Source organism: Pseudonocardia xinjiangensis (assembly GCF_012911925.1).
GTDB lineage: Bacteria > Actinomycetota > Actinomycetes > Mycobacteriales > Pseudonocardiaceae > Pseudonocardia > Pseudonocardia xinjiangensis.
In genome coordinates, this window is the sequence record NZ_JAAXKY010000125.1 from 1 (window position 1) to 22,880 (window position 22,880).

The 22,880-nt window shown below is 72.3% G+C and carries 25 protein-coding genes; 20 read left to right on the forward strand and 5 right to left on the reverse strand.

The annotated features are described in order from the left end of the window. From HF577_RS28405 to HF577_RS28455, 11 genes are all read left to right on the forward strand, one after another. Positions 1-357, forward strand: a 357-nt coding sequence (locus HF577_RS28405) for a cupin domain-containing protein (protein WP_169399047.1), incomplete at its 5' end; no start/stop codon positions are given. A 72-nt stretch (positions 358-429) separates the two neighbouring features. Next, positions 430-870, forward strand: a complete 441-nt coding sequence (locus tag HF577_RS28410; RefSeq protein WP_169399048.1) for a hypothetical protein — start codon at positions 430-432, stop codon at positions 868-870. 10 nt (positions 871-880) lie between these two features. After that, positions 881-1,756: an Fpg/Nei family DNA glycosylase gene (locus HF577_RS28415; protein ID WP_169399049.1), complete on the forward strand. Its 876-nt coding sequence runs from the start codon at positions 881-883 to the stop codon at positions 1,754-1,756. A 14-nt stretch (positions 1,757-1,770) separates the two neighbouring features. Then, positions 1,771-2,976: a sensor histidine kinase gene (locus tag HF577_RS28420; protein WP_312859429.1), complete on the forward strand. Its 1,206-nt coding sequence runs from the start codon at positions 1,771-1,773 to the stop codon at positions 2,974-2,976. An 82-nt stretch (positions 2,977-3,058) separates the two neighbouring features. Continuing rightward, complete coding sequence (locus HF577_RS28425) at positions 3,059-3,931, forward strand: S49 family peptidase (protein WP_169399066.1); 873 nt, start codon at positions 3,059-3,061, stop codon at positions 3,929-3,931. Positions 3,932-4,067: 136 nt separating this feature from the next. Next, a complete protein-coding gene (locus HF577_RS28430; protein WP_169399050.1) occupies positions 4,068-4,940 on the forward strand; it encodes a LytR/AlgR family response regulator transcription factor in 873 nt (290 codons plus the stop codon). Beyond that, complete coding sequence (locus HF577_RS37655) at positions 4,937-6,133, forward strand: hypothetical protein (RefSeq protein WP_211174965.1); 1,197 nt, start codon at positions 4,937-4,939, stop codon at positions 6,131-6,133. Before HF577_RS28430 ends, HF577_RS37655 begins: the two co-directional genes overlap by 4 nt. A gap of 9 nt (positions 6,134-6,142) precedes the next feature. Next, a complete protein-coding gene (locus HF577_RS28440; protein ID WP_169399051.1) occupies positions 6,143-7,873 on the forward strand; it encodes a sodium/solute symporter in 1,731 nt (576 codons plus the stop codon). 164 nt (positions 7,874-8,037) lie between these two features. Beyond that, the gene (locus HF577_RS28445) at positions 8,038-9,756 is read left to right on the forward strand and encodes a sodium/solute symporter (protein ID WP_169399068.1); all 1,719 of its coding nucleotides are present in this window, start codon (positions 8,038-8,040) and stop codon (positions 9,754-9,756) included. A gap of 267 nt (positions 9,757-10,023) precedes the next feature. Continuing rightward, a complete protein-coding gene (locus HF577_RS28450) occupies positions 10,024-10,356 on the forward strand; it encodes a DUF485 domain-containing protein (RefSeq protein ID WP_169399052.1) in 333 nt (110 codons plus the stop codon). Between the two features lie 2 nt (positions 10,357-10,358). Beyond that, the gene (locus tag HF577_RS28455) at positions 10,359-11,996 is read left to right on the forward strand and encodes a solute symporter family protein (protein WP_246267438.1); all 1,638 of its coding nucleotides are present in this window, start codon (positions 10,359-10,361) and stop codon (positions 11,994-11,996) included. A 68-nt stretch (positions 11,997-12,064) separates the two neighbouring features. On the opposite strand, the gene HF577_RS28460 is transcribed toward HF577_RS28455, so the two are convergent. After that, the gene (locus tag HF577_RS28460) at positions 12,065-12,433 is read right to left on the reverse strand and encodes a hypothetical protein (protein ID WP_169399054.1); all 369 of its coding nucleotides are present in this window, start codon (positions 12,431-12,433) and stop codon (positions 12,065-12,067) included. Positions 12,434-12,528: 95 nt separating this feature from the next. On the opposite strand from HF577_RS28460, the gene HF577_RS28465 reads away from it, so the two are divergent. Together HF577_RS28465 and HF577_RS39880 are read left to right on the forward strand one after the other, a co-directional pair. Continuing rightward, on the forward strand, positions 12,529-12,861 hold the full coding sequence (locus tag HF577_RS28465) for a rhodanese-like domain-containing protein (RefSeq protein ID WP_169399055.1): 333 nt from the start codon (positions 12,529-12,531) through the stop codon (positions 12,859-12,861). Between the two features lie 5 nt (positions 12,862-12,866). Further along, positions 12,867-13,832: a DUF4328 domain-containing protein gene (locus HF577_RS39880; RefSeq protein ID WP_169399056.1), complete on the forward strand. Its 966-nt coding sequence runs from the start codon at positions 12,867-12,869 to the stop codon at positions 13,830-13,832. Here the strand turns inward: HF577_RS39880 and HF577_RS28475 are convergent. Then, positions 13,795-14,967 (reverse strand): cytochrome P450, encoded by a 1,173-nt coding sequence (locus HF577_RS28475; protein ID WP_169399069.1) that lies wholly within the window; start codon positions 14,965-14,967, stop codon positions 13,795-13,797. The genes HF577_RS39880 and HF577_RS28475 overlap by 38 nt on opposite strands. Before the next feature lie 149 nt (positions 14,968-15,116). Here HF577_RS28475 and HF577_RS28480 point away from each other — a divergent pair, with 149 nt between their 5' ends. Together HF577_RS28480 and HF577_RS28485 are read left to right on the forward strand one after the other, a co-directional pair. Continuing rightward, positions 15,117-16,079: a DUF5926 family protein gene (locus HF577_RS28480; protein WP_169399057.1), complete on the forward strand. Its 963-nt coding sequence runs from the start codon at positions 15,117-15,119 to the stop codon at positions 16,077-16,079. 52 nt (positions 16,080-16,131) lie between these two features. Further along, positions 16,132-17,049 carry an SDR family NAD(P)-dependent oxidoreductase gene (locus HF577_RS28485; protein WP_211174966.1) on the forward strand — a complete coding sequence of 306 codons (918 nt, stop codon included), beginning with the start codon at positions 16,132-16,134 and terminating at the stop codon, positions 17,047-17,049. Between the two features lie 91 nt (positions 17,050-17,140). On the opposite strand, the gene HF577_RS28490 is transcribed toward HF577_RS28485, so the two are convergent. Then, a complete protein-coding gene (locus HF577_RS28490; RefSeq protein WP_169399059.1) occupies positions 17,141-17,962 on the reverse strand; it encodes a CPBP family intramembrane glutamic endopeptidase in 822 nt (273 codons plus the stop codon). 35 nt (positions 17,963-17,997) lie between these two features. On the opposite strand from HF577_RS28490, the gene HF577_RS28495 reads away from it, so the two are divergent. Together HF577_RS28495 and HF577_RS28500 are read left to right on the forward strand one after the other, a co-directional pair. Continuing rightward, positions 17,998-18,450 (forward strand): hypothetical protein, encoded by a 453-nt coding sequence (locus tag HF577_RS28495; protein ID WP_169399060.1) that lies wholly within the window; start codon positions 17,998-18,000, stop codon positions 18,448-18,450. A gap of 26 nt (positions 18,451-18,476) precedes the next feature. Next, positions 18,477-18,794, forward strand: a complete 318-nt coding sequence (locus tag HF577_RS28500; RefSeq protein WP_312859431.1) for a DUF3817 domain-containing protein — start codon at positions 18,477-18,479, stop codon at positions 18,792-18,794. Here HF577_RS28500 and HF577_RS28505 read toward each other — a convergent pair. Beyond that, positions 18,787-19,599, reverse strand: coding sequence for a DUF2470 domain-containing protein (locus HF577_RS28505; RefSeq protein WP_169399061.1), 813 nt, complete (start codon positions 19,597-19,599; stop codon positions 18,787-18,789). The genes HF577_RS28500 and HF577_RS28505 overlap by 8 nt on opposite strands. Before the next feature lie 120 nt (positions 19,600-19,719). Here HF577_RS28505 and HF577_RS28510 point away from each other — a divergent pair, with 120 nt between their 5' ends. The 3 genes from HF577_RS28510 (at position 19,720) to HF577_RS28520 (ending at position 22,305) form a co-directional block, all read left to right on the forward strand. Continuing rightward, a complete protein-coding gene (locus tag HF577_RS28510) occupies positions 19,720-20,601 on the forward strand; it encodes a hypothetical protein (RefSeq protein ID WP_169399062.1) in 882 nt (293 codons plus the stop codon). A 112-nt stretch (positions 20,602-20,713) separates the two neighbouring features. Next, positions 20,714-21,661: a prephenate dehydratase gene (pheA, locus tag HF577_RS28515; RefSeq protein ID WP_169399063.1), complete on the forward strand. Its 948-nt coding sequence runs from the start codon at positions 20,714-20,716 to the stop codon at positions 21,659-21,661. Positions 21,662-21,672: 11 nt separating this feature from the next. Further along, on the forward strand, positions 21,673-22,305 hold the full coding sequence (locus HF577_RS28520; protein WP_169399071.1) for a histidine phosphatase family protein: 633 nt from the start codon (positions 21,673-21,675) through the stop codon (positions 22,303-22,305). Positions 22,306-22,332: 27 nt separating this feature from the next. Here the strand turns inward: HF577_RS28520 and HF577_RS28525 are convergent, their stop codons facing one another. Further along, complete coding sequence (locus HF577_RS28525; RefSeq protein WP_211174974.1) at positions 22,333-22,671, reverse strand: metallopeptidase family protein; 339 nt, start codon at positions 22,669-22,671, stop codon at positions 22,333-22,335. Positions 22,672-22,880: the final 209 nt, after the last annotated feature.

The following is a 22,880-nucleotide window of genomic DNA, read 5'->3' on the forward strand; positions in this document are numbered from 1 at the left end:
CCCCCGCCACCCCGCGGCCCCGACCCGATCACCGGCCGGGTCGAGGACCGGGTGACGATGCGGACCACCGGACCGGCCGTGTACTCGGTCGAGACCATCGTCCTGCGGCCCGGCGAGAACACCGGGTGGCACCGCCATCCCGGCACCGAGCTGGCGATCGTGCGCGCCGGCGAGGTCACGGTCCGGCGGGAGGGCGCCTGCCGGCCCACCCGCTACACGGCGGGCGAGGCCGTGTTCGTCGACGACGGTTCCCCGCACCTCGCGAGCAACGACGGCGCTGTGCCCGCCGAGATGGTGGTCACCCACCTCCTCGACCCCGGTGTGCCGGAGCGGAGCAGCGTCCCCCCGGCCTGCTGACGTCCACCCACCGGGGCCCGAAGTTGTGGGAAAGTGGAGGTTGCACGGGCCCGACTCACGACGGCGGGGATCATGGGTAGTAAGACGGTGGCTGGTGTCGACGGGCGGATGTGGTTGGTCCGCCGCAACATCGAGTGGTCGCTCCCGGCCACGGGGGACGACTTCGAACACGACGTCGACGGCGGCCGCGGGGCGGCGGTGCTCATCCTGTCGGCCCTGTTCTTCTTCTGGCTGGTGGTCATCGTGTGGGCGCCCGCACAGGTGCACATACCGTGGTTCCTCTGGCTGGTCTTCGTCGCAGCGGTGCTGTTCTTCCCGGTGCGCTGGTACCTGCGCAGGCCGTGGACCGTCGTCGCCGAGACGGCGGGCAGCTACGACCTCCCCGCCGAACGGTGGACCGGGCTCGTCCGGGGCGGCTCGAAGTCCAAGGAGGAGCTGCGCATCGTGGTGCGCAGGCTGCGCACCCAGGGCACGCCGGGCCACGCCGACAGCCCCCTCCAGCCGGTGAACTAGCAGGCACCCGATGCCCGAGCTGCCCGAGATCGAGGCGCTGGCCCACCACCTGCGTGAGCACGCGCTCTACCGGCCGGTCGCGCGTGTGGACGTGGCGAGCATGAGCGCCGTGAAGACGTTCGACCCGCCGGTGTCGGCGGTGGTCGGCCGGGTCGTCACCGGCGCCTCGCGCTACGGGAAGTTCCTCGCCGTCGAGTTCCTCGACCGGCCGGACGACCCGTTGCACCTGATCACGCACCTGTCCCGGGCCGGGTGGCTGCGCTGGCACGACTCGGCATCGGCCACCCCGCCGAAGCCGGGCAGGGGGCCGCTGGAGCTGCGCGTGCACCTCGACACCGTCGGCGGGCCCGGGTTCGACCTCACCGAGGCGGGCACGCAGAAACGCCTGTCGGTGTACCTCGTGCACGACCCGCAGGAGGTGCCCGGCATCGCGCGGCTCGGGCCCGACGCACTCGCGCTCACCCGCGACGAGTTCGCCGCGGTGCTCACCGGCCGCAGCGAGCGGCTCAAGACACTGCTCGTCGAGCAGCAGGCGATCGCCGGCATCGGCAACGCCTACAGCGACGAGATCCTGCACACCGCGAAGCTCTCGCCCTACGCCGCCTCCGGCCGGCTGAGGCCCGAGCAGATCGACGAGCTGTACGCGGCGATGCGCTCCGTGCTCACCGACGCCGTCGAGCGTTCCGTCGGCCAGGGCGCGGCACAGCTCAAGGGGGAGAAGCGCTCGGGCCTGCGGGTGCACGCCCGCACCGGGATGCCGTGTCCGGTCTGCGGGGAGACGGTCCGGGAAGTCTCCTTCGCCAACAAGTCCTTCCAGTACTGTCCCGGCTGCCAGACCGGTGGCAAACCGCTCGCCGACCGGCGGCTGTCGCGGCTGGTGAGGTAGGTAGGAAGGTGAACGTGACCGAGCTGCTCGGCAGCTCCACGGCGCTGCTCATCGCCGGCGGCGTGATCGTGATCATGATCGTGCTGGTCGTGGTGCTGATCCTGCGCAACCGGCGCAACACCTTCGCCACTCCGCTCGAACGGGCCACCTTCGCCACCCTGCACACCGTCGCGCTCGCCGCTCCCGCACTCCGGGAGGGCCTGTCGCACAACTCGGCGGCGTTCGCCCTGCCCTACCTGCGTCAGCTGCTCGACACCTGCGCGCTGACGATGACCGACAACCGCGGCCAGACGCTCGCCTGGGACGGCGACGCCGACCAGCACGAGCCCGACGTGCGGGCGCTCGCCGACCAGGTGATCTCCACCGGCCGCCAGCAGGTGCTGTCCCACACGGCGATCATCTGCGACCACCCCGACTGCGTGGTGCGCGGCATCGTCGTGGTGCCGCTCGAGACCGACGGCGCGATCGTCGGCACTCTGGCCGCGCTCACCACGTCCACCGCGGGACCGGTGCTGCTGCGGGCCACCGCCGAGGTCGCGCGGTACGTATCGAGCCAGCTGGAGCTCGCCGAGCTCGACGAGTCGCGCGCCCGGCTCAACCGGGCCGAGGTCAGGGCGCTGCGGGCGCAGATCTCGCCGCACTTCGTCTACAACGCGCTCACCACGATCGCGTCGTTCATCCGCACCGACCCGGTGCGTGCCCGGGAGCTGCTGATCGAGTTCGCCGACTTCACCCGGTACTCGTTCCGCACCGCCGGGGAGTACACGACCCTGTCGGACGAGCTCACCAACATCGAGCGCTACATCCGGTTGGAGAAGGCCCGCTTCGGCAACCGGCTCAACATCAAGCTGCAGATCGCCCCCGAGGTGCTGTCCGTGGTGCTGCCCTTCCTCGCCCTCCAGCCGCTGGTGGAGAACGCCGTGCGGCACGGGCTGGCCAGCAAGCCCAACGGCGGCACCATCACGATCACGGCGGAGAACGCCGGAGCCGAGTGCGTGATCATCGTCGAGGACGACGGCATCGGGATGGATCCGGCGCGGCTCACCGACGACCTCGACGACGCCCACCAGTCCGGCGCGCACGTCGGTCTCGGCAACGTCGACGACCGGATGCGCTCCACGTTCGGGGACGACTTCGGGCTCGTGGTGGACACCGCGCCCGGAGCCGGCATGAAGATCACTCTCAGGGTCCCGAAGTTCCGCGCGGGCATCCGGGTCTGACCGCGTTCCCGCAGCACCGGCGGATCTCGATCTTGTTCGGCGCAGGTTTGCCCTACCGCGTAACGTGACCTGTATGGACGCGTTGCGCCTCCCCGATCGCCTGACCTCCCGCCTCCCGGGACGTCTCGGTGACCGCACGGACCGGCCGGTGGTGTCGATGGTCCGGCTGCACGGCGTGATCACGGCGACCACGGGCCCGGTGCCCCGTTCGGTGATCAACGCCAACGCGCTCGAGAAGACGCTCGAGCGCGCGTTCGCGCCGGAGCGGCTCGCCGCCGTCGCACTGCTGGTCAACTCTCCGGGTGGTTCGCCGACGCAGTCCGCGCTCGTGGCCGACCGGATCCGCGGCCTCGCCGAGGAGAAGGGCGTGCCGGTCCTCGCGTTCTGCGAGGACGTGGCGGCGTCCGGTGGCTACTGGCTGGCCTGCGCCGCCGACGAGATCTACGCCCACTCCACGTCGATCGTCGGGTCGATCGGGGTCATCAGCCAGGGTTTCGGGCTGCACAACCTGATCGAGCGATGGGGTGTGCAGCGCAGGCTCTACACCGCGGGCACCTCGAAGGCCAGGCTCGACCCGTTCCTCCCGGAGAAGCAGGAGGACGTCGACTGGCTGCGTGACCTGCAGGACGAGCTGCACGAGATCTTCAAGCAGTGGGTCACCACACGGCGCGGCGACCGCCTGAAGAGCGGGGCCGACATCTTCACCGGCGAGGTGTGGACGGGGGCACGCGCCGTCGAGATCGGGCTGGTCGACGGCCTGGGAACGGCTCGTGGCGTGCTGAGCGGACGCTTCCCCGACGCCGAGCTCGTGCCGGTGGAGGGACGCAGGCCGCTGCTCGCGCGGCTGGGTCTGGGTGCCGCCCCGGCGGCGGCCTGGACACTCGGTGCCGACCAGCTGCTGGGTATCACACAGGCGGCCGAGATAAGAGCCACATGGGCACGGTACGGTTTGTAGCGCGGTGTGACCGGTCGATCCCGATTGGTGCTGGCCCCTGGCACTCACACGGAATCGCCGTCACCATGGTCGGCGGAGCCGGGGCGTGGTCGTCCCGGCCCTGGCGCGAGTCCCGGACACGCAGGATGAGGAGATCGTGGACAGCAACGACAGCTCCGGCGGCCTGGTCGTCCTCGCGGTGGATGACGAGGAACCGGCTCTCGAAGAACTGGCCTACCTCCTGAGCGAGGACTCCCGTGTCGGGATCGTGCTCAAGGCCTCCGACGCAACCGACGCCCTGCGCATCCTCAACAGCCGCCAGGGCGTGCGTGAGGCCGCCACGGCAGGCCAGGTGAGCCGAGGGCTCGCCAACCCGATGACAGGCACCCGCGTGGCGGAGCGCACCGACGTCGAGGTCGTCTTCCTCGACATCCGGATGCCCGGCCTCGACGGTCTCGAGCTGGCGCGCGTGTTCTCGTCGATGGCCGTCCCGCCGTCGGTCGTGTTCGTCACCGCCCACGACGACCGCGCCGTCGACGCCTACGAGGTGGGCGCGGTGGACTACCTCCTCAAGCCACTGCGTGCCGAGCGGCTCGCCGCCTCGATCGACCGCATCCTCGCCAACCGGGCCACCGGAGTGGCGGAGCCGGTGCGCGAGGAGGGCGGCGAGGACGAGGTCATCCCGGTCGAGCTCGCCGGCACCACCAAGCTCGTGCCGCGTTCGGCCGTGCGGTACGTCGAGGCGCAGGGTGACTACGCGCGGCTGCACACCCACGAGGGCAGCCACCTGGTCCGCATTCCGCTGTCGGTGCTCGAGGACCGCTGGCGTGACGCCGGCTTCGTGCGCATCCACCGCTCGTTCCTGGTGTCGCTCCCGCTGGTCACCGAGCTGCGGCTGTCGGGATCGGGCTACGTCGTGCGCGTCGGCAACGGCCCCGACTGCGCGGAGCTGCCGGTGAGCCGGCGCCACACCCGTGAGCTGAAGGACCGGCTCGTCCGCGCGACGAAACAGGCGTGGAGCCAGCGGTGACCACGTTCACCGACGGCGTCCCGCCGTCGGTGACACCCGAGCCCGGGGACGACCCAGGTCCCCCCGAGCCCGGGGACGACCCAGGTCCCCCCGGGCCCGGGGCGGTGCGCCACGAGGAGAGCTCGCCGGACGACCGCGAGCAGGAGTCCGCGGAGGACCGCGAGTACGACGACGCGCACGTCGACGATACGGACCCGGACGACGCGGACCCCGACGACGACGGGACCGACGGCGGGGCCGGGTGGCTGCGCGACGAGATCCAGCGCCGTATCGCCGCCGGCCACTCGGCCACCGGGGGGCGGCACGCCCGCCGGGAGAGCGTCGACTCCACCGCCTCGTTCGGGTACGTGCCGCGCCACTCCGTGGCCACGCCCGGTCCCGGTGCACCGCGGCCCGAGCCGGTCGGCGGCCCGGTCGCGTCCCGGCCCAGCGGACTGCTCCGGCGGGAGCGCACCGGTGACGACGGGATCTTCCCGCCGCTGGCCCCGGCCGCGTGGTCGCGTCCGCAGCAGCCGACCGGCCCCGACCCCGAGACGGACGCGGACGCCACCCGTCCCGGCCTGCCCGTTCTCCCGGCCACGGTGGACCTGGTCGCCGTCGCCCCCGCGCCTCCGGCGCCCGTCGAGCAGGCCACCGACCCGCCCGACGAGGCCGAGCCCGGCACGTCTCCCGGCACCGGCACACCCGACGCGCAGGCCGTCCCGGACCTGTTGGGCGACCCGCTGTTCACCGCGCGCACCCCGGCCCCCGGCTCCCGCACCCGCGGAACGTCCACCTCGGCGTCGGAGCAGAACGGCACCGACGAAGGGCCCGGCGCCACCGGGCCGGACGACGTCGACAGCAGGCGCGTGCGGGTGGTGCTCGCCGAGCGCAAGGGGGTGGCCCGGCCGGTCCGCACCGTGATCGACATCCAGGAGGGCACGGGCGTCGGCGAGCTGCTGCGCAGCAACCTCATCGGTTCGCAGCTGGCCGTCGCGCTGCGGTTCGCCGTGTTCGCCGGGATCACCCTGGGCGTGCTCCCGGTGCTGTTCTACATCTTCCCCGAGATCGGCCGGATGGAGGTGCTCGGGCTGCGCGTGCCGTGGCTGCTGCTGGGCGTGCTCGTCTACCCGTTCCTGTTCGGGCTGGGTCTCTGGCACACGCGCACGGCTGAGCGGGTGGAACAGAACTTCGCCGACCACGTGCAGGACTGAGCTCCGACCTTGAGCACGCCCGCGCTGGTCGCGCTGGTTGCGATCGCGCTCGTCGGCATCGCGTCCGCCGTGATCGGTTCGGTCGGTGTCCGGGTCGCGCGGAGCACGTCGGACTTCCTGGTCGCGTCGCGCACGGTCGGCACGGTGTCCAACGCCGGCGCGATCTCGGGCGAGTACCTGTCCGCCGCGTCCTTTCTCGGCATCGCGGGCCTGATCCTCCGCGAGGGGGCGGACGCGCTCTGGTACCCGATCGCGTTCGCCGCCGGCTACCTGGCTCTGGTGCTGTTCGTGGCGGCGCCGCTGCGCCGGTCGGGTGCGTACACCGTGCCGGACTTCGCCGAGGCCCGGCTCTCCTCGCCGGCCCTGCGCCGGGCGTGTACCACGTGCGTGCTGGTGATCGGCTGGTTGTACCTGCTGCCGCAGCTGCAGGGCGCAGGCCTCGCGCTCACCACGCTCACCACGCTCCCGGCCTGGAGCGGGGTCGCAGCGGCCGGAGTGATCGTCGTGCTGACGGTGATCGGGGGCGGCATGCGCTCCATCACGTTCGTGCAGGCCTTCCAGTACTGGCTCAAGTTCACCGCGCTGGCCGTGCCCGCCGTCGTCGTGCTGGGGTTCTTCCTGTCCGACGCCCGCACCTTCGACCGGGCCGCCCCACCGAACTTCACCGCCGACACCACCGTGCAGGTACGCACGCCCGTCGTGCTGGAGGTGGCCGAGCGGGTCCGCCTCCAGGTGGACGGGGAGGTGAACGGCCGGCCCGCGCACGGCCGGGTGACGTGGGAACCGGGACGCTACGAGGTGGCGGCGGACACCAGCCTGGGGTTCGTCATCGGTTCGGCGGTGCCGACCGTGGTGGGGGCCCCGGCCACCGACCGGGCGTGGCTCGAGCCGATGTCCGGCAGCGCCCCCCACCAGCTGCTGGAGATCTACTCGATACTCGTGGCCGGGTTCCTCGGCACGATGGGGATGCCGCACGTGCTGGTGCGCTTCTACACCAACCCGGACGGTCGGGCCGCGCGGCGCACCACGGTCGTCGTGCTGGCGATGATCGGGTCCTTCTACATGCTGGTGACCTTCATGGGGGCGCTGTCCCGGCTGTACACACCGCAGCTGCTGGTGAGCGGGCAGACCGACGCGGCGGTCCTGCTCGTCCCGACGGCGGTGCTCGGTGACGGCTGGGCCGGCTGGCTGCTGGGTGGCCTGGTGGCGGCCGGTGCGGCGGCCGCGTTCCTGGCCACCTCGTCGGGTCTCGTGGTGAGCCTGGCCGGGGTGGTGTTCACCGACCTGCTCAGGGGGCGGCTGCGGGACTTCCGGCTGGCGGCGCTCGTGTCGGCGATCGTGCCGCTGCCGCTCGCCCTGTCGGTCACCCGGCTGGACTTCGCACTGACGGTGCCGCTGGTGTTCGCGGTGGCCGCGTCGACGTTCTGCCCGCTGCTCGTGCTCGGGATCTGGTGGCGCGGGCTCACGGCGAGCGGAGCCCTCGCCGGGGTGCTGGTGGGCGGGGGGCTGTCCGGCCTCGCGGTCTGCCTCACCCTGTTCGCGACGGTGCCGTCCGGATGGGTGGGCGTGCTGCTGCACCGGCCGGCCGCGCTCACGGTGCCTGCCGCGTTCCTGACGATGGTCGTGGTGAGCATGCTGACGAGGGCGCAGATCCCGCCCGGCGTCGACGGCACGCTGCTGCGGCTGCACGCCCCGGAGCGGCTCGGTCTCTCCCACGACCGGCTCGACCCCCAGGCGTAGGGACTCCCGACCGACGGTCGCGGGCCCAACGGGACGGACCGGATGAACCGCCCGGCTCGCACAGGGATACGGTGAGCGGCGCGCCGAACACGATGTGGTAGAGCGACCACCGCGTTGACATAGTGGTGCGCGTGACGACGACCGGCCTGATCGCGCTCTTCGCCATGGGCCTCGTGGCACTGGCGTCGGCCGTGATCGGTTCGCTGGGCGTGCGGGTCGTCCGCAGCACCTCGGACTTCCTCGTGGCGTCGCGCACGGTGGGTGCCGCGGCGAACGCGGGTGCGATCTCGGGCGAGTACCTGTCGGCGGCGTCGTTCCTCGGGATCGCCGGGCTCATCCTGCGCGACGGGGTGGACGCGCTCTGGTACCCGGTCGGCTTCACGGCGGGCTATTTGGCACTCGTCATGTTCGTGGCAGCGCCGCTGCGCCGGTCGGGGGCCTACACGGTGCCCGACTTCGCGGAGGCCCGGCTGCGTTCGCCGGTGCTGCGCAAGGTCTGCACGGTGTTCGTGGTCGTCATCGGCTGGCTCTACCTGCTGCCCCAGCTGCAGGGCGCGGGCCTCACCGTCGCCACGGTCACCGGGCTGCCGTCGTGGATCGGCGTCGTGGCGGCCGCGGTGGTCGTCGTCGCCACTGTGGTGCTGGGCGGCATGCGGTCCATCACGTTCGTGCAGGCGTTCCAGTACTGGCTCAAGCTCACCGCACTGGCGTTGCCCGCGGTCATCGCCCTGATCTTCTTCCTCAGCGACCAGCGCACCTTCGACCGGCCGGCTCCACCGCAGTTCCAGGAGAACACCACCGTCGACATCCGGACGGACGTGGTGCTGGAGGTCGCGGTCCCGGTCAGCTTCACCGCCACGGGCGAGGTCGACGGCGTGCAGCGGGTCGACAGCCTCGTCCGCTGGGATGTCGGCACGCACACCGTCGAAGCGCCGGCGAAGCTCGACTTCCCCGGTGGTTCGCCGGTGCCGACGACGGTGGGCGCGCCCGCCTCTGACGAGAGCTGGCTGACCCCGTTCCCGGACGATCGCAACGACGGCCTGCTGGCCACCTACTCGCTGATCATCGCGCTGTTCCTGGGCACGATGGGCCTGCCGCACGTGCTGGTGCGCTTCTACACCAACCCCGACGGCCGGGCGGCCCGGCGCAGCGCGGTGGTCGTGCTGGCGCTGCTCGGCGGGTTCTACGGCGTGGTCACGCTGCTCGGTGCGCTGTCCCGGCTCTACACCCCCCAGCTACTGGTCAGCGGGGACACCGACGCCGCGGTGCTGCTCCTGCCCACTGCCGTGCTGGGCAGCGGCTGGGCCGGAGCGCTGCTCGGCGGCCTGGTGGCGGCGGGTGCGTGGGCCGCGTTCCTGTCCACGTCGTCGGGCCTCGTCGTGAGCGTCGCCGGGGTGCTCTCCACCGACATCCTGGGCAGCAGCAGGGTGCGTGACTTCCGGATGTCCGCCGTCGTGGCCGGCGCGGTGCCGCTGGGGCTTTCGCTCGCGGTCACCCGCCTCGACTTCTCCGAGGCCGTCGCGCTGGTGTTCGCCGTGGCCGCGTCCACGTTCTGCCCGCTGCTCGTGCTGGGCGTCTGGTGGCGGGGGCTGACCGCTGTCGGCTCGATCGCCGGCGTGCTGGTGGGCGGGCTGGCCTCGGCCGGAGCGGTGGCGGTGAGCCTCTCGGGGTTCGGCGGGACGGGCTGGGTCGGGGTGCTGCTCTACCGGCCCGCGCTGGCCACCGTGCCCGCCGCGTTCCTCACGATGGTGGTGGTGAGCCGGTTGACGGCGAAGCAGCGGCCTGCGGACGTCGACCAGGTGCTGCTCCGGCTGCACGCCCCGGAACGCCTCGGACTGACCAGGGACCGCCTCGAGGAGCGCGTGAAACGCGCAAGTGGTTGACGCCACACATACCAAAGCGCTAACAGTCGCGTGACTGCGCGGTCACATTTGTGACGCTGTGTCCATCATCAACCGCTCATTGACCGCTCGTCCTGGTGATTCGACCGCTGATCGGGACCTTGTCGCGCAACTGCGACGACCCTCGCGTTCACCCCACCGGAGTATTCCGACGAGCGAGTGTGACTGAACTATCGTTCGCTGCGTTGTGATACCCCGGATGGCGCGGCGGGACGCGGTGCGCAGCCGGATACGAGCGGGGAGGACGCCGTGAGCACGACAGGCGAGCGATCTACAGGCACCGTGTATGAACAGGTGCAGGCAAGTCCGGAGTTCGCCGACCTACGCCGCAGACTACGGCGGTTCGTGTTCCCCATGAGCGTCGCCTTCCTGGCATGGTACTTGGCGTACGTGCTGCTCGCCTCGTACGCGCCGGGCTTCATGGCGATCAAGGTGCTGGGAAACATCAACATCGGCCTGATCATCGGCCTGCTGCAGTTCGTCAGCACCTTCGCCATCACCACCATCTACGTGCGGTACGCCAACAAGCACCTCGACCCGGCCGCCGAGAAGATCCGTCAGCAGATCGAGGGCGCAGAATGAACATGGACATCGCGCAGGCACCTGCCCCGCCTGCCGCCACCGCCGTCGGCGACGTCGGCCTGAACATCGGCATCTTCCTCGCCTTCGTCGCCGTCACCCTGGTGTTCGTCTACCGGGCGAGCCGCACCAACAAGACGGCGTCCGACTACTACGCGGCAGGCCGTGCCTTCACCGGACCGCAGAACGGGGTGGCGATCGCGGGCGACTACCTCTCCGCGGCCTCCTTCCTCGGCATCGCCGGAGCCATCGCGCTCAACGGCTACGACGGCTTCCTCTACTCGATCGGCTTCCTGGTGGCGTGGCTCGTCGCGCTGCTGCTGGTGGCCGAACTGCTCCGCAACACCGGCAAGTTCACGATGGGCGACGTCCTCGCGTTCCGCATGCGGCAGCGGCCCGTGCGAGCCGCGGCGGCCACGTCCACGCTCGTCGTGTCGTTCTTCTACCTGCTCGCGCAGATGGCGGGCGCGGGCGGCCTGATCGCCCTGCTGCTGCAGATCCCCACCAGCAACCGCGTCGGCCAGGGCGCCGTGATCGCCATCGTCGGCATCCTGATGATCGTCTACGTGCTCGTGGGCGGCATGAAGGGCACCACGTACGTCCAGATCATCAAGGCCGTGCTGCTGATCATCGGCGCCGCGGTCATGACGGTCTGGGTGCTCGGCATCGCCGGCTTCAACCTGTCGGCCCTGCTCGGTGACGCCGCCGCGGCCAGCCCGAAGGGCGACGCGGTGCTCGCACCGGGCCTGCAGTACACCAACCCGATCGACCTCGTGTCGCTCGGACTCGCGCTGGTGCTCGGCACCGCGGGCCTTCCGCACATCCTGATGCGGTTCTACACGGTGCCCTCGTCGAAGGAGGCCCGCCGCTCGGTGGTGTGGGCCATCTGGTTGATCGGGCTGTTCTACCTGTTCACGCTGGTGCTGGGCTACGGCGCGGCGGCGCTCCTGCCGCCGGGCACCATCACCAGCGCCACCCAGAACAACGCGGCGCCGCTCCTGGCCTACCAGCTCGGCGGCGAGGTCCTGCTCGGCATCATCTCGGCCGTCGCGTTCGCGACGATCCTGGCGGTGGTGGCCGGTCTGACGATCACCGCGTCGGCATCGTTCGCCCACGACGTCTACGCCAGCGTGATCAAGCGCGGGCAGGCCTCGCCGGACGCCGAGGTCCGGGTCGCCCGCATCACCGCGCTGGTGATCGGGGTCGTCGCCATCATCGGCGGCATCATCGCCAACGGGCAGAACATCGCCTTCCTGGTGGCGCTGGCCTTCGCGGTCGCGGCGTCGGCCAACCTGCCGACGATTCTCTACTCGCTGTTCTGGAAGAAGTTCAACACCACCGGCGCACTGTTCAGCATCTACGGCGGCCTGGCGATCTGCATCATCCTGATCGTCTTCTCGCCCGCGGTGTCGGGCAAGCCGGTCAACGCGGCCACCGGCCGCAGCGCCTCGATGCTCCAGGGCGTGGACTTCCACTGGTTCCCGCTGGACAACCCGGGCCTGGTCTCGATCCCGGCGTCGTTCCTCCTGGGCGTCATCGGCACCTACATCGGTGGCAGGCGGCCCGTCGAGGAGGGCAAGTTCGCGGAGATGGAGGTCCGGTCGCTCACCGGCGCCGGCTCCGAGAAGGCGATCGCGCACTAGTACAGCCGACACGCGTCCGGTAGCTGTACCGAACGGGGCGGGCCCACGGGCCCGCCCCGTTTCGCGTGTCAGCAGATCGTGACGATCCGGCGGGAGTGCACGGCCGTGGCCCATCCGCTCTGCGGAACGACGGCGCTCCACCAGCGGTACCCCTGCTCGTCCACGAACGGGTCGTGCTGCGGCTCGGTGGGTAGCGCGTGGAACACCGCGGACGCGAAACGGTCCGCGTTCGTCGGCCACGCTCCCGAGCCCGGATCGACGTCCAGGCGGAACCGGGCGGCGAGCTTGTGGGCGCCCACCCGGTACCTGAGGTAGAGCGCCAGGTCGATGCTGACCCAGGTCTCGTCGATGATCGGCGAAGACGTCTCGACACCGCAGCGGTGGACGCGTCGCGCCACGGACACCGCCCACTGCCCGGTCACACCGGCGTAGTCCACGAGATCCGACCGTAGTGGTGTCGGCACCCGATCGGGTCATCGTTGTCGCGTTCGCTGACCGGATCGTCACGTAGGCGCGTGGCAGGATGACACTCATGACTGGTCCAGCCGTCCCGGCGGTTCCCGTGGCGGATCTGCCCCCCGACGCAGCGCTGCTCGACGTCCGGGAGAACGACGAATGGGAAGCCGGCCACGCCCCCGGCGCCCGGCACCTGCCGATGTCCGAGCTCACGGCGCGTCTCGACGAGCTTCCCGACGACGACCCGCTCTACGTCGTGTGCCGCGCCGGTGGGCGTTCCGCCCGGGTGGTCGCCTACCTGGCCGGGCAGGGCTACCCGGCGGTGAACGTCGACGGGGGCATGCAGACGTGGGCCGCACAGGGCCGTGAGGTCGTCACCGACAACGGCAACCCGCCAGAGATCATCTAGCCGCCGTGCCCCCGTCCGCGCCCTCACCAGGGGTGGCCCGGCTCGGGCCGCCCTGCCCGCGGTGCGGTCGGCGGGCACCGGCGGAGGGCGGCCCGTTCTGCCCGTACTGCGGCCGCTACCTCGCCGCGCTGCGGTGGGTGGCCGAGCCCCCGCCGTCCGCCGCTCCGGCCGCCCCTGCGCGGGTCCGCGTGCGCTACACCGGGCCACCCCGGTACCGCACGCTGCCCCGCTGGGGGTTTCCGCCGCGACGCTGGGAGCCACCGGAGCCGGCCACGCCGACGCCCGATCCACTGCACGGCGCCCGCTCGACCTTCGGCACCCTGGTGCCGCTGCTGTGGGCCACCGTCGCGGTGGCGCTGCTCGCGGCGGGCGCCGAGGTGTGGCGCTACGTCCTGCTGCTGGCCAGCCGGGACAACGCACTGTCCGCAGGCGAGGTGGCCGCATCGGACGCCCTCGTCGGATCCGCCGGCACGGTCTCGCCCATCCTCACCGTGGCGGCCGGTGTGCTGCTGATCCTCTGGAGCGTGCGCGCGTCGCGCGCCGCGGCCGACCGGGCGGGCGTCCGCCCGTCCCGTTCCCCCCGCATGGTCGTGCTCGGCTGGCTGGTGCCCGGGCTCAACCTCACCGTGCCGGGCTCGGTGCTCAGTGAGATCGAACACTGTGCGCTGGGCCTGCCCGTGGACCAGCGGCCCCGCCCGTCCCGGCTGCTGCTGGTCTGGTGGGCCCTCTGGGCCGCCGGCGTGGTGCTCTCCGCCGTGGTGCTCCTGTGGTCGCTGCGTACCGGCGTGCAGGCCCGCGCCGACGGGGTCGTGCTGCATGCCGTCCTCGACCTGCTCGCGGCCGTCACCGCGGGCGTCACGGCCCGGCTCGTCACGCGGCTCACCAGGCTGCTGGCTCCGGCCCGGCCGCGGCGCCGGGAGCTGCTGCTGAGCGTCAGACCGCCAGCCGCAGCTCGCGCAGCCCGCGCATGACGAAGTCCGGGCGGCGGCTGGGTTCGGCGGCCAGCGCCATCCCGGGCAGGCGGGTCCGCAGCGCGTCGAGCGCCGCGGCCACCTCCAGCCGGGCCAGCGGGGCACCGAGGCAGTAGTGCACCCCGGCGCCGAAGCCGAGGTGCGGGTTGCGGCGCCTGCCCACGTCCAGCTCGTCCGGCCGGTCGAACGCCCGGGGATCCCGCGCCGCCGCGCCGAGCAGTGCGGCGATCTTCGTGCCGGCCGGCACCGGGTGGCCGGCGACGGTCGTGTCCACCACGGCGGTGCGCTCGAAGAGCTGGAGCGGCGGGTCGTAGCGGATCAGCTCCTCCACGGCCGTGGCGTCGAGTCCCGGATCACCCACCAGCCGCTGCCACTGCACGGGGTGGCGCAACAGCGCCAGCACCCCGTTGCCGATCACGTTCACGGTGGCCTCGTGGCCGGCCATCAGGAGCAACGCCGCGGTGCCGACCAGCTCGTCCGCCTCGACATCGGCCTCGACCAGGTCGGTGACCAGGTCGTCGCCCGGGTGGGCCCTGCGGTGCGCGACGAGCCCGCGCAGCGCGTCCACGAAGTCGGCGGCAGCCTGCTCGGCCGCGCGCCTGCGGTGCTCGCCCGGGTCCGGCTCGTACATGGTGACGATGGCGTTGGACCAGCCGCGCAGCGCGGAGCGTTCCGGCTCCGGAACCCCGAGCAGCTCCGCGATCACCTCCACCGGGAGCCTGGCCGCCACGGTGGACATCAGGTCGGCACTCCCGTCGGCGTCGATCCGCTCGGCGAGCTCGTCGACCAGCCGGCCGGCCAGCCCGCGCACCCACGGCTCCAGCCGGGCCGTATGGCCGCGGTTGAACGCGCCGGCCACCAGAACGCGCAGCCGGTCGTGCGCCGGCCCCTCCCGTTCGAGCAGCGAGTTGCGGTGCAGGAGGTTGAACGCCGGGAAGTCGGCGGCGGGCTCGGCGTCGGCCCAGATCCGGCCGAGGTCACGGCCGCGGAGCAGCTCCGAGCAGGCACCGTGCGACACCGCCACCGGTGTGCCGAGCAGGGCATGGGCATGCACCGGGCCGAGCGCGCGCAGCGCGGCGAAGGCGGGGTAGGGATCGGCGAGGAAGTGCGGATCGACCGGGTCGAACGGATGCAGCAGAACCTCCAGGGGCCACCGGCGGTCGAGGACCCGCCGGCGGGCAGTACCGTATCGCCCCGGCGGGCAGCGACCCCTCCGCGGCAGCGGTGAGGGTCGGCACGGCGTACCGACAATGTCGAGTCGTACCCGATAGCGTCTGGGGAACCATGGCCAAGAAGACACGTGTGCGTACGCGCGAGGGCGCCTCCCAGCACAGCGCGAGCGGCGAGAACCCCCGCCGGCCCTGCCCCTGCGGCTCCGGCAAGCGCTACAAGGCCTGCCACGGAGCGGGTGACGACGTCATCGTCCTGCGACCGTTCGAAGGTCTGGCGGCGGAGTCGGACCTGGTGGCGATGCGGGAGTTCCTGCCGTCGGCCACCGCGCCGCTACCGTTGCGCCAACCCCTCGACGTGCCGGTGACCATCGTGACCGTGCTGCCCGGGGCGTCCGCCGCGCTGGTCCGTCCCGACGGGTCGATCATGCTGGGGATGCAGGTGCAGACCCGCTCCGGAGACCTGTCGACCGACCTCGGCAAGGCGCTGCGCTGGGCGCAGAGCGCCGAACCGGGCAGCGCGCTGCCCGTCGTCGGGCCGGGAATCGGAGACGGCGACCCCGTCCGGCTCCAGGACGTGCTCGAACCCGGGGCCACCCTCGACCTCACGCTGCACCCCGACTTCAGCTGGTGGGTCGTGCCGTCCGAGGACGGCACCGAGCCCGCGGCCGACGTCACCGCGGCCATCGAGCGGGCCAACGCCGTCATCCTGCCGACGGAGGCGGTGCTCGCCGACGGCGTGCGGTCCGCCTACTGGGTCGACACCGGCACCAAGGCACACCTGCGCTGGGTGCGTCCGGAGCCCGAGGAGAAGCTGCTCGCGGCACTCGCCCGGCTGCAGGCCCGTGGCGAGCTCGCCCTCACCGAAGAGGCTCGCTTCGCCGGCGTCTTCCGTGCCCACGGGCTGCTGGTGCCGGTCTGGGACCTCGACCGGGAGCTGCACCCCAAGGAGTGGGCCGACCCCGTGGCCGCGTTCGCCGCCCGGCTCGACGCCGCACTCGCCGAGGACGCCCCGCTGTCCGACGCCGAGCGCCGCGCCCGGGACGCCCTCGCCGGGAAGCAGATCACGCTCCGATAGCCAGGGACGAGGGCGCGGCCGGTGGTTACCGGCCGGTCATATGCTGCGACGCATGGGACTTCTCGACGGGAAGGTCGTCATCGTCACCGGCGCCGGTCGCGGCATCGGGCGCGGTGAGGCGCTGGAGTGCGCGGCTCAGGGAGCCGCTGTGGTGGTGGCCGAGTTCGACAAGGACGCAGGCGAGGCGGTGGCCGGGGAGATCACCGAGGCGGGCGGCCGGGCCGTGGCCGCGGGCGGGGACGTCGCCGACGCCGCGGTGGCCGACTCGCTCGTCGCCACCGCCGTCGAGCGGTTCGGTGCCCTCGACGCGCTGGTCAACAACGCCGGGATCCTGCGCGACCGGACCGTCGCCAAGCTCTCCGACGACGACTGGGACGCCGTCGTCCGCGTGCACCTGCGCGGCCACTTCATGCCCACCCGGGCCGCTGTCCGCTACTGGCGGGAGGCGAAGCGGCCAGGGCACGTCGTACACACGTCGTCGACCTCGGGGCTGCTCGGCAACTTCGGCCAGGGCAACTACGGCGCGGCGAAGGCAGGCATCGCCGCGTTCTCCACGATCGTCGCCATGGAGGGGGCGCGCAGCGGGATCACGAGCAACGCCATCGCCCCGACCGCCCTCACCCGGATGACGCTCGACCTGATGCCCGAGGAGTTCCGCTCCCGGCGCGAGGCCTCCATCGAACGCGGCGAGTTCGACTTCTTCGCTCCGGAGAACGTCGCCCCGCTGGTGGCGTTCCTCTGCTCGGACGCCTCGAGCCACATCAGCGGCAAGGTGTTCGGCGTGCAGGGCGACAGCGTCGAGATCTTCCAGCCGTTCACCAGCGTCGCCGAGATCAAGAACCACGGGAAGCGCTGGGACCCGGAGGACCTGCCGGGGCGGATCGACGAGCTCTTCGACGTCGCGGGCGTGCAGCCCGGCGCGGAGAACATGATGCAGCGGATGCGCTACCAGATCCTGGCCGAGCACTAGCGCCCCCGGTGCCCCCTCCGGATTGCAGCAAAGCCACTTTCACGCAACCTGCTGGCATGAAAGTGGCTTTGCTGCAACGGGCCGGAGGCCCCTACGGCAGCCAGCTCACCTTGCCGGCCAGCAGGGCGTAGCCCGTGAAGGCGACCACGTCGATGAGGGTGTGGGCGCCGATGAGCGCCCACAGGCGGTTGGTGCGCTGCCAGATCCGGCCGAACACCAGCCCCATCACGAGGTTGCCGATGAAGCCGCCGAGGCCCTGGTAGAGGTGGTAGCTCCCGCGCAGGAGCGCCTGGACCACCAGTGAGCGGTTCTCCGACCAGCCGAGCTGGCGCAGGCGGGTGATCAGGTAGCCGATCATCACCACCTCCTCGGCCCAGGCGTTGGCCCCGGCGGAGAGGATGAGTACCGGCACCCGCCACCACGTGTCGCCGAGCGTGGACGGCTGCACCGTGAGGCTCACCCCGAGCGCCTGCGCCACCAGGTAGAGACCGAGTCCGGGCACGCCGATGAGCGCGGCCAGCCCGGCCGCCCCGAGCGCGTCCCGGCCGGGGCGGCGGCGGTCCAGGCCGACGTCGCGGAGCGCGATGCCCGCCCGGATCAGCAGGTAGGCACCCAGCGCCCCCCAGCCCACGAGCTGCAGCACCCGCGTGAGCTGCAGTGCCAGGTCGACCAGGTTCGCCTGGGCCTCCGGGGCGTTGAGCGCCACCTGTTGCTGGTTCAGCGGCACCGGCTGCAGCACGGCGTCGAGCAGGCTCAGCAGGCTGCGCAACGCGGACAGCCCGAGCGTCACCGTCAGGACGACGAGCACCTCGGTGCCGACGAGGCGCCGGGTGCGCGGGTCGGTGATCGGAGCGGCCACGGGCGACGGCGGCGAGAGCCACTGCCGCGCTGTCGTCGAGCGGAGGCTGGACACGATCGCGGACGGTACCCGGCAGGTACGCTGGTCCCGTGCGACAGCTGGCCTTCTCCCCCCGCTGGATGCTGTGGCACGTGCTGACCCTGGGTGCCATGGTCACATGTGGCTTCCTCTCGGCATGGCAGTGGCACCGCGCCGGATCCGCGATGGGGTCCGTGCTGAACGTCGGCTACGGCCTGCAGTGGCCGCTGTTCGCCGTCTTCTTCGCCGCGATGTGGTGGCGGATGCTCAAGATGGAGTCGGCGCGGCTGGCGGAGGAGGAGTCGGCGGCCGACGCCGTCGCGCCCGCCGAGGAGGACGTCGTCGACCCCGACGTCGAGCGCCTCCGCGTCGCCGGACCGAGGGTGGTGACGTCGGGCGCGCCCTCGCCGTTCGGACCTCGACCCGTGTCGGTCCGGTCGCCTCTCATCGACGAGGACGACCAGGAGATGGCGGAGTACAACCGGATGCTGGCCCAGCTGGCCGCCCGCGACGCCGCTGACTGACCCCATACGAACCGCGAAGGACGTCCGTGTCGATCGAGACCGCTTTACGGAACTACCGGGTGGCCGCCTGGATCACCGGAGTGGGCCTGCTCGTGCTCGTGCTGGTGGCGATGCCGCTCAAGTACTTCTTCGGTCAGCCGCAGCTCGTCGCCGTGGTCGGCATGATGCACGGCTTCCTGTACATGGCCTACATCGTCCTCACGCTGCTGCTGGCCGAGCGTTGCAGGTGGAAGCCGCTGGACGCGCTGCTCATCCTGATCGCGGGCACCGTTCCGTTCGCGTCGTTCGTGGCCGAGCGCCGGGTGACCCAGCGGGTGCGGCTGGGGCGCTCACCCGTCAGCTAGCGTCCGCCGCGCTCGCGCCGGTGCCCTGGAAGGGGCAGCCGACCAGTAGCCCCATCTGCACCCGCAGCTCGTCGACCGTGGTGGCGGGCTCCCGCCACGCCAGGCGGACGTCGTGGTCGGTCCCGCTTGTCGTGTCGCCGGCCGGCCCTTCCACCCGCAGTCGCAGGCCACAGCGGTCCACCCCGAGCGGACGGATCCGCGCGCCGCGCAGCTCGCGCAGCCGTGGCGGCAGGTGCCGGGCCAGTGAGATGAGCACCTCGGGGTGCGCCTCCTCGAGGTGGGCGAGCCAGTGCTGCTCGTAGCGGCAGAAGGGGTCGGGGCGGGCGCCCGCCAGCTCGACGGGCGCGAGCGCGGCGCTGCCCTCGGCGTCGGACAGCACGGCGGAGCCGGGATCGAGGCGCACCAGCGTGGCGCCGTGCCCGAGCTGCAACAGCTCGGGATGCGGCCGAACGTCGGCGACCTGTAGCGCGACCCGCCGGGCGGCCTCGGGATCGGGCAGCCAGAGCCTGCCGGTGACCCAGAGCAGCGCGCGCACCGGCTCGCGGAGATCGACCGGCGCGTGGTCGGCGAGCTCGAGCATCGCGGCGAACTCGGCGCCGGGGGCCTTCCGGATGCGGTCGACGACCGGGTCGTCGTCGGCGAGGAGCAGCACCGCGGACCCGTCGGCGCGCACGTGGTGCACCAGTGGGGCCGTCCGTGGTGCGCCGGTGCCGACCAGGAAGGCCGAGCCACCCCGGGCGACCACGCTGCGGGCGCGCTCCGCGTCGGTGGGGGCCGGTGGACGCCGCAGCCGGATGGATGCCAACGAAGTCACCTCCGAGATTAGGTGAGCCTAAGCTATCGTCAGGCCTTCGACGATGTCCAGCACGCGGGAACCGGCAGCCGTTGTGAACCGCCGCGAGGCGACCCGTTAGCGTCTTGAACCGTGACGACGGCGGCAGGTGTTAACCCCTGGGCCATCCCACCGCTCTTCGCCCAGCTGGTCGACGACACCAGCCTGTTGCAACCGCGCTCGGTTGCACCCGGCGTCGACCAGGTGGTCTCGCGGTATGTCAGCGCCAGGGACGGCCGCTACGGCGGCCTGGTCGGGCAGCTCGTCTGCCCGGTCTCGCGGTTGCCGGCACTCGTCGCCGAGCTGGCGCGATCGGTTCCGGGCCGGCCCATCGAGCTGTCTCTGGTCGTGGACACCGGCCTCGGTGCGGTACCGAAGGCGCTGTCCACCGTCTTCTCCCGATCGAACCTGGTCACCCCGCGCACCGTCGAGACCGCCGCACCGCCCGATGTCGATGCGGTGTGGCTGGAGCGCGTGGCCGAGTTCGTGCCTGAGGACGTCGTCGCGGTCGTCGAGCCCCGCAGGCCGTCGATCGCGGAGCCGGTGGGTACCGGCGCGTGGCTGGAGGCCGTCCGGCGGGTGGCCGAGCACGGCTGCGCGCCGAAGCTGCGCTGTGGCGGCCCACGCGCATCCGACGTCCCGTCGGTCACCGACATCGAGAACTTCGTGCGCGTCGTGGTCGAGGCGGGTCGCGGGTTCACCACGCTCGGGCTGCGGCACGTCGTCCGCACCGAGAGCCCCTCGGCTCCGGCCCAGCACGGCCTGCTCAACCTGCTCGTCGCCGTGTCGAGGGCCCTGTCCGGTGGTGACGTCCGCACGGCGCTGGAGAGCACCGACGCCGCCGCGCTCGCCGGGGAGATCGGTGCGCTCTCCGAGCCGGCCGTCACCGCCGTGAGGGGCCTGCTGTCACGGTGTGGCGCCGACCCGGAGCCCGTGCCCGCTGCGCAGCTCGCCGGTCTGGGTCTCCTGGCCTGAGCCGCGTCGTTCCTGGTCGGGGGAGCACGGCTCGGGTCGTGGGCAGCCGGCCGGTGCCGGTCACCGCAACCAGGCTCGGGTGGCTGCCGCCCTCCCCGTAGCATGGTCTTCCGTGCCCAGACTCGCGTTCCTCGGACCGCGTGCCACGTTCACCGAACAGGCGCTGCGGACGCTCCCCGAGTCCGCCGACGCCGAGCTGGTGCCCTGCGCCGGCAGTCCGGCTGTGCTGGCCGCCGTCCGTGACGGTTCCGTCGATGCCGGCTGTGTCCCGATCGAGAACACCGTGGAGGGGGCCGTGCCGGCGGTGCTGGACGGCCTCGTCGCCGATCCGCCGCTGGTGATCATCCGCGAGGCCGTGGTGAACGTCAGCTTCGCGGTGATGGTCCGGCCGGGCACCCGGGCCGCCGACATCCGCACGGTCGCCTCCCACACCCACGCCATCGCGCAGACACGCGGCTGGATCGCCGCCAACCTGCCCGACGCCGACGTGCTGCTGTCCACCTCCACGGCGGAGGCCGCGGCCCAGGTGGCGCGCGGGGAGTTCGACGCGGCCGTGGCCGCCCCGCTCGCGGCGCAGCAGCACGGGCTGGAGGTGTTCGCCGACGACATCGCCGACAACCCCGGTGCCGTCACCCGCTTCGCGCTCGTCGCGCCCCCCGGACCGCCACCGGCTCCCACCGGCCACGACCGCACCACACTGGCCGCCACCACCGAGAACCGGCCCGGGGCGCTGCTGGGCCTGCTCACCGAGCTGGCGGTGCGGGGCATCGACCTGACCAGGATCGAGTCCCGGCCCATCAAGGACCGCCACGCCGAGTACTGGTTCCACCTCGACTGCTCGGGCCACGTCGCGGAGCCGGCCATGGGGGAGGCGCTGGCCGCACTGCACCGCCGGTGCGACCAGGTCCGGTTCCTCGGGTCGTACCCACGCGCGGGCAACGGCGCTCCCCGGCCCGTGGGCCACGGTGCTCCGGCGGTGCCGATCGGCAGTTCGGATGTGGCCGACTACGCCGCGGCCGAGGACTGGCTGGCCGGGCTACGCGCCGGAAAGCTCGCATGAGCCCGGGCCCCCTGCGGTTGGTGCTCGTCCGGCACGGCCAGACCGACGCCAACGTGCGCCGTGAGCTCGACTCGGTACCTCCGGGCGCTCCGCTGAACGAACTGGGGCTCGCCCAGGCCGACGCGGTGGGCGAACGGCTCGCCACCCATCCGGTCACGGCGGTGCATGCCTCGCACGCCACGCGTGCCCAGCAGACAGCCGCCCCGATCGCCGCCGCGCACGGGCTCGACGTCACCGTGCACGATGGCGTGCACGAGATCTTCGTCGGCGATCTGGAGGGCCGGTCGGACCGGGACGCCCGCGAGAAGTTCGACACCGTCTACGCGGCGTGGTGGACCGGCGACCTCGACGCGCGCCTGCCCGGCGGTGAGTCGGCCCACGACCTGCGGGCCCGCTACCTGCCGGTGGTGGAGCGGATCACGGACGGCGTGCACGGCGACGTGGTGCTCGTCAGTCACGGGGCGGCGATCCGGCTGGCGGCCGCAGCGCTGCTCGGCGACACCGCCGAGACGCTCTACGTGCCGAACACGGGCCTCGTGGTGCTGGTCGCCGATCCCGCGGCACCCAGCGGCTGGGCGCTCGACCACTGGGACAGTGCCGTGCCCGTCCCCGGCGACGTCACCGCGGGCGGCGCCCCCCGCTGACCCCTCCCGGGCGGGCTGGGCTGCTCGTCAGCCCCAGCCCAGCTCGTGGAGTGTCTCCTCGTCGATCCCGAAGTGGTGGGCGACCTCGTGCACCACGGTGACCGCCACCTCGTGCACCACCTCGTCGACGTCGTCGCACACGTCGAGGATCGCGTCCTGGTAGATCGTGATCCGGTCCGGCAGCACACCGCCGTAGTCCGACATCCGGTCGGTGAGCGCAATCCCCTCGTAGAGCCCCAACAGCTCGGGCTCCTCGGGGTTGCGCTCCTCCACCAGCACCACGACGTTGTCCATCGCGGCGGTCAGCTGCGGCGGGATGGAGTCGAGCGCGTCGGCCACCGCCTCCTCGAACCGCCGCCGTGTCATCTCCACCGGCGGGAGGCTGTCACGCCCCGTTGCCGGACGCGTTACCCGAGTTGGCATCGGGCGGGGACGGCGGAGTCGGAGGAGTCGGGGGCGTCGGCGGAGTCGGCGGGGCCGTCGGGACCGAGGTCGATCCCGCCGGCGGCTGTGCCGGATCGGAGACGGGCGGCGCGTCCCCGTTGGATGCGGGCGGCTGCTCGGCAGGCGGTCCG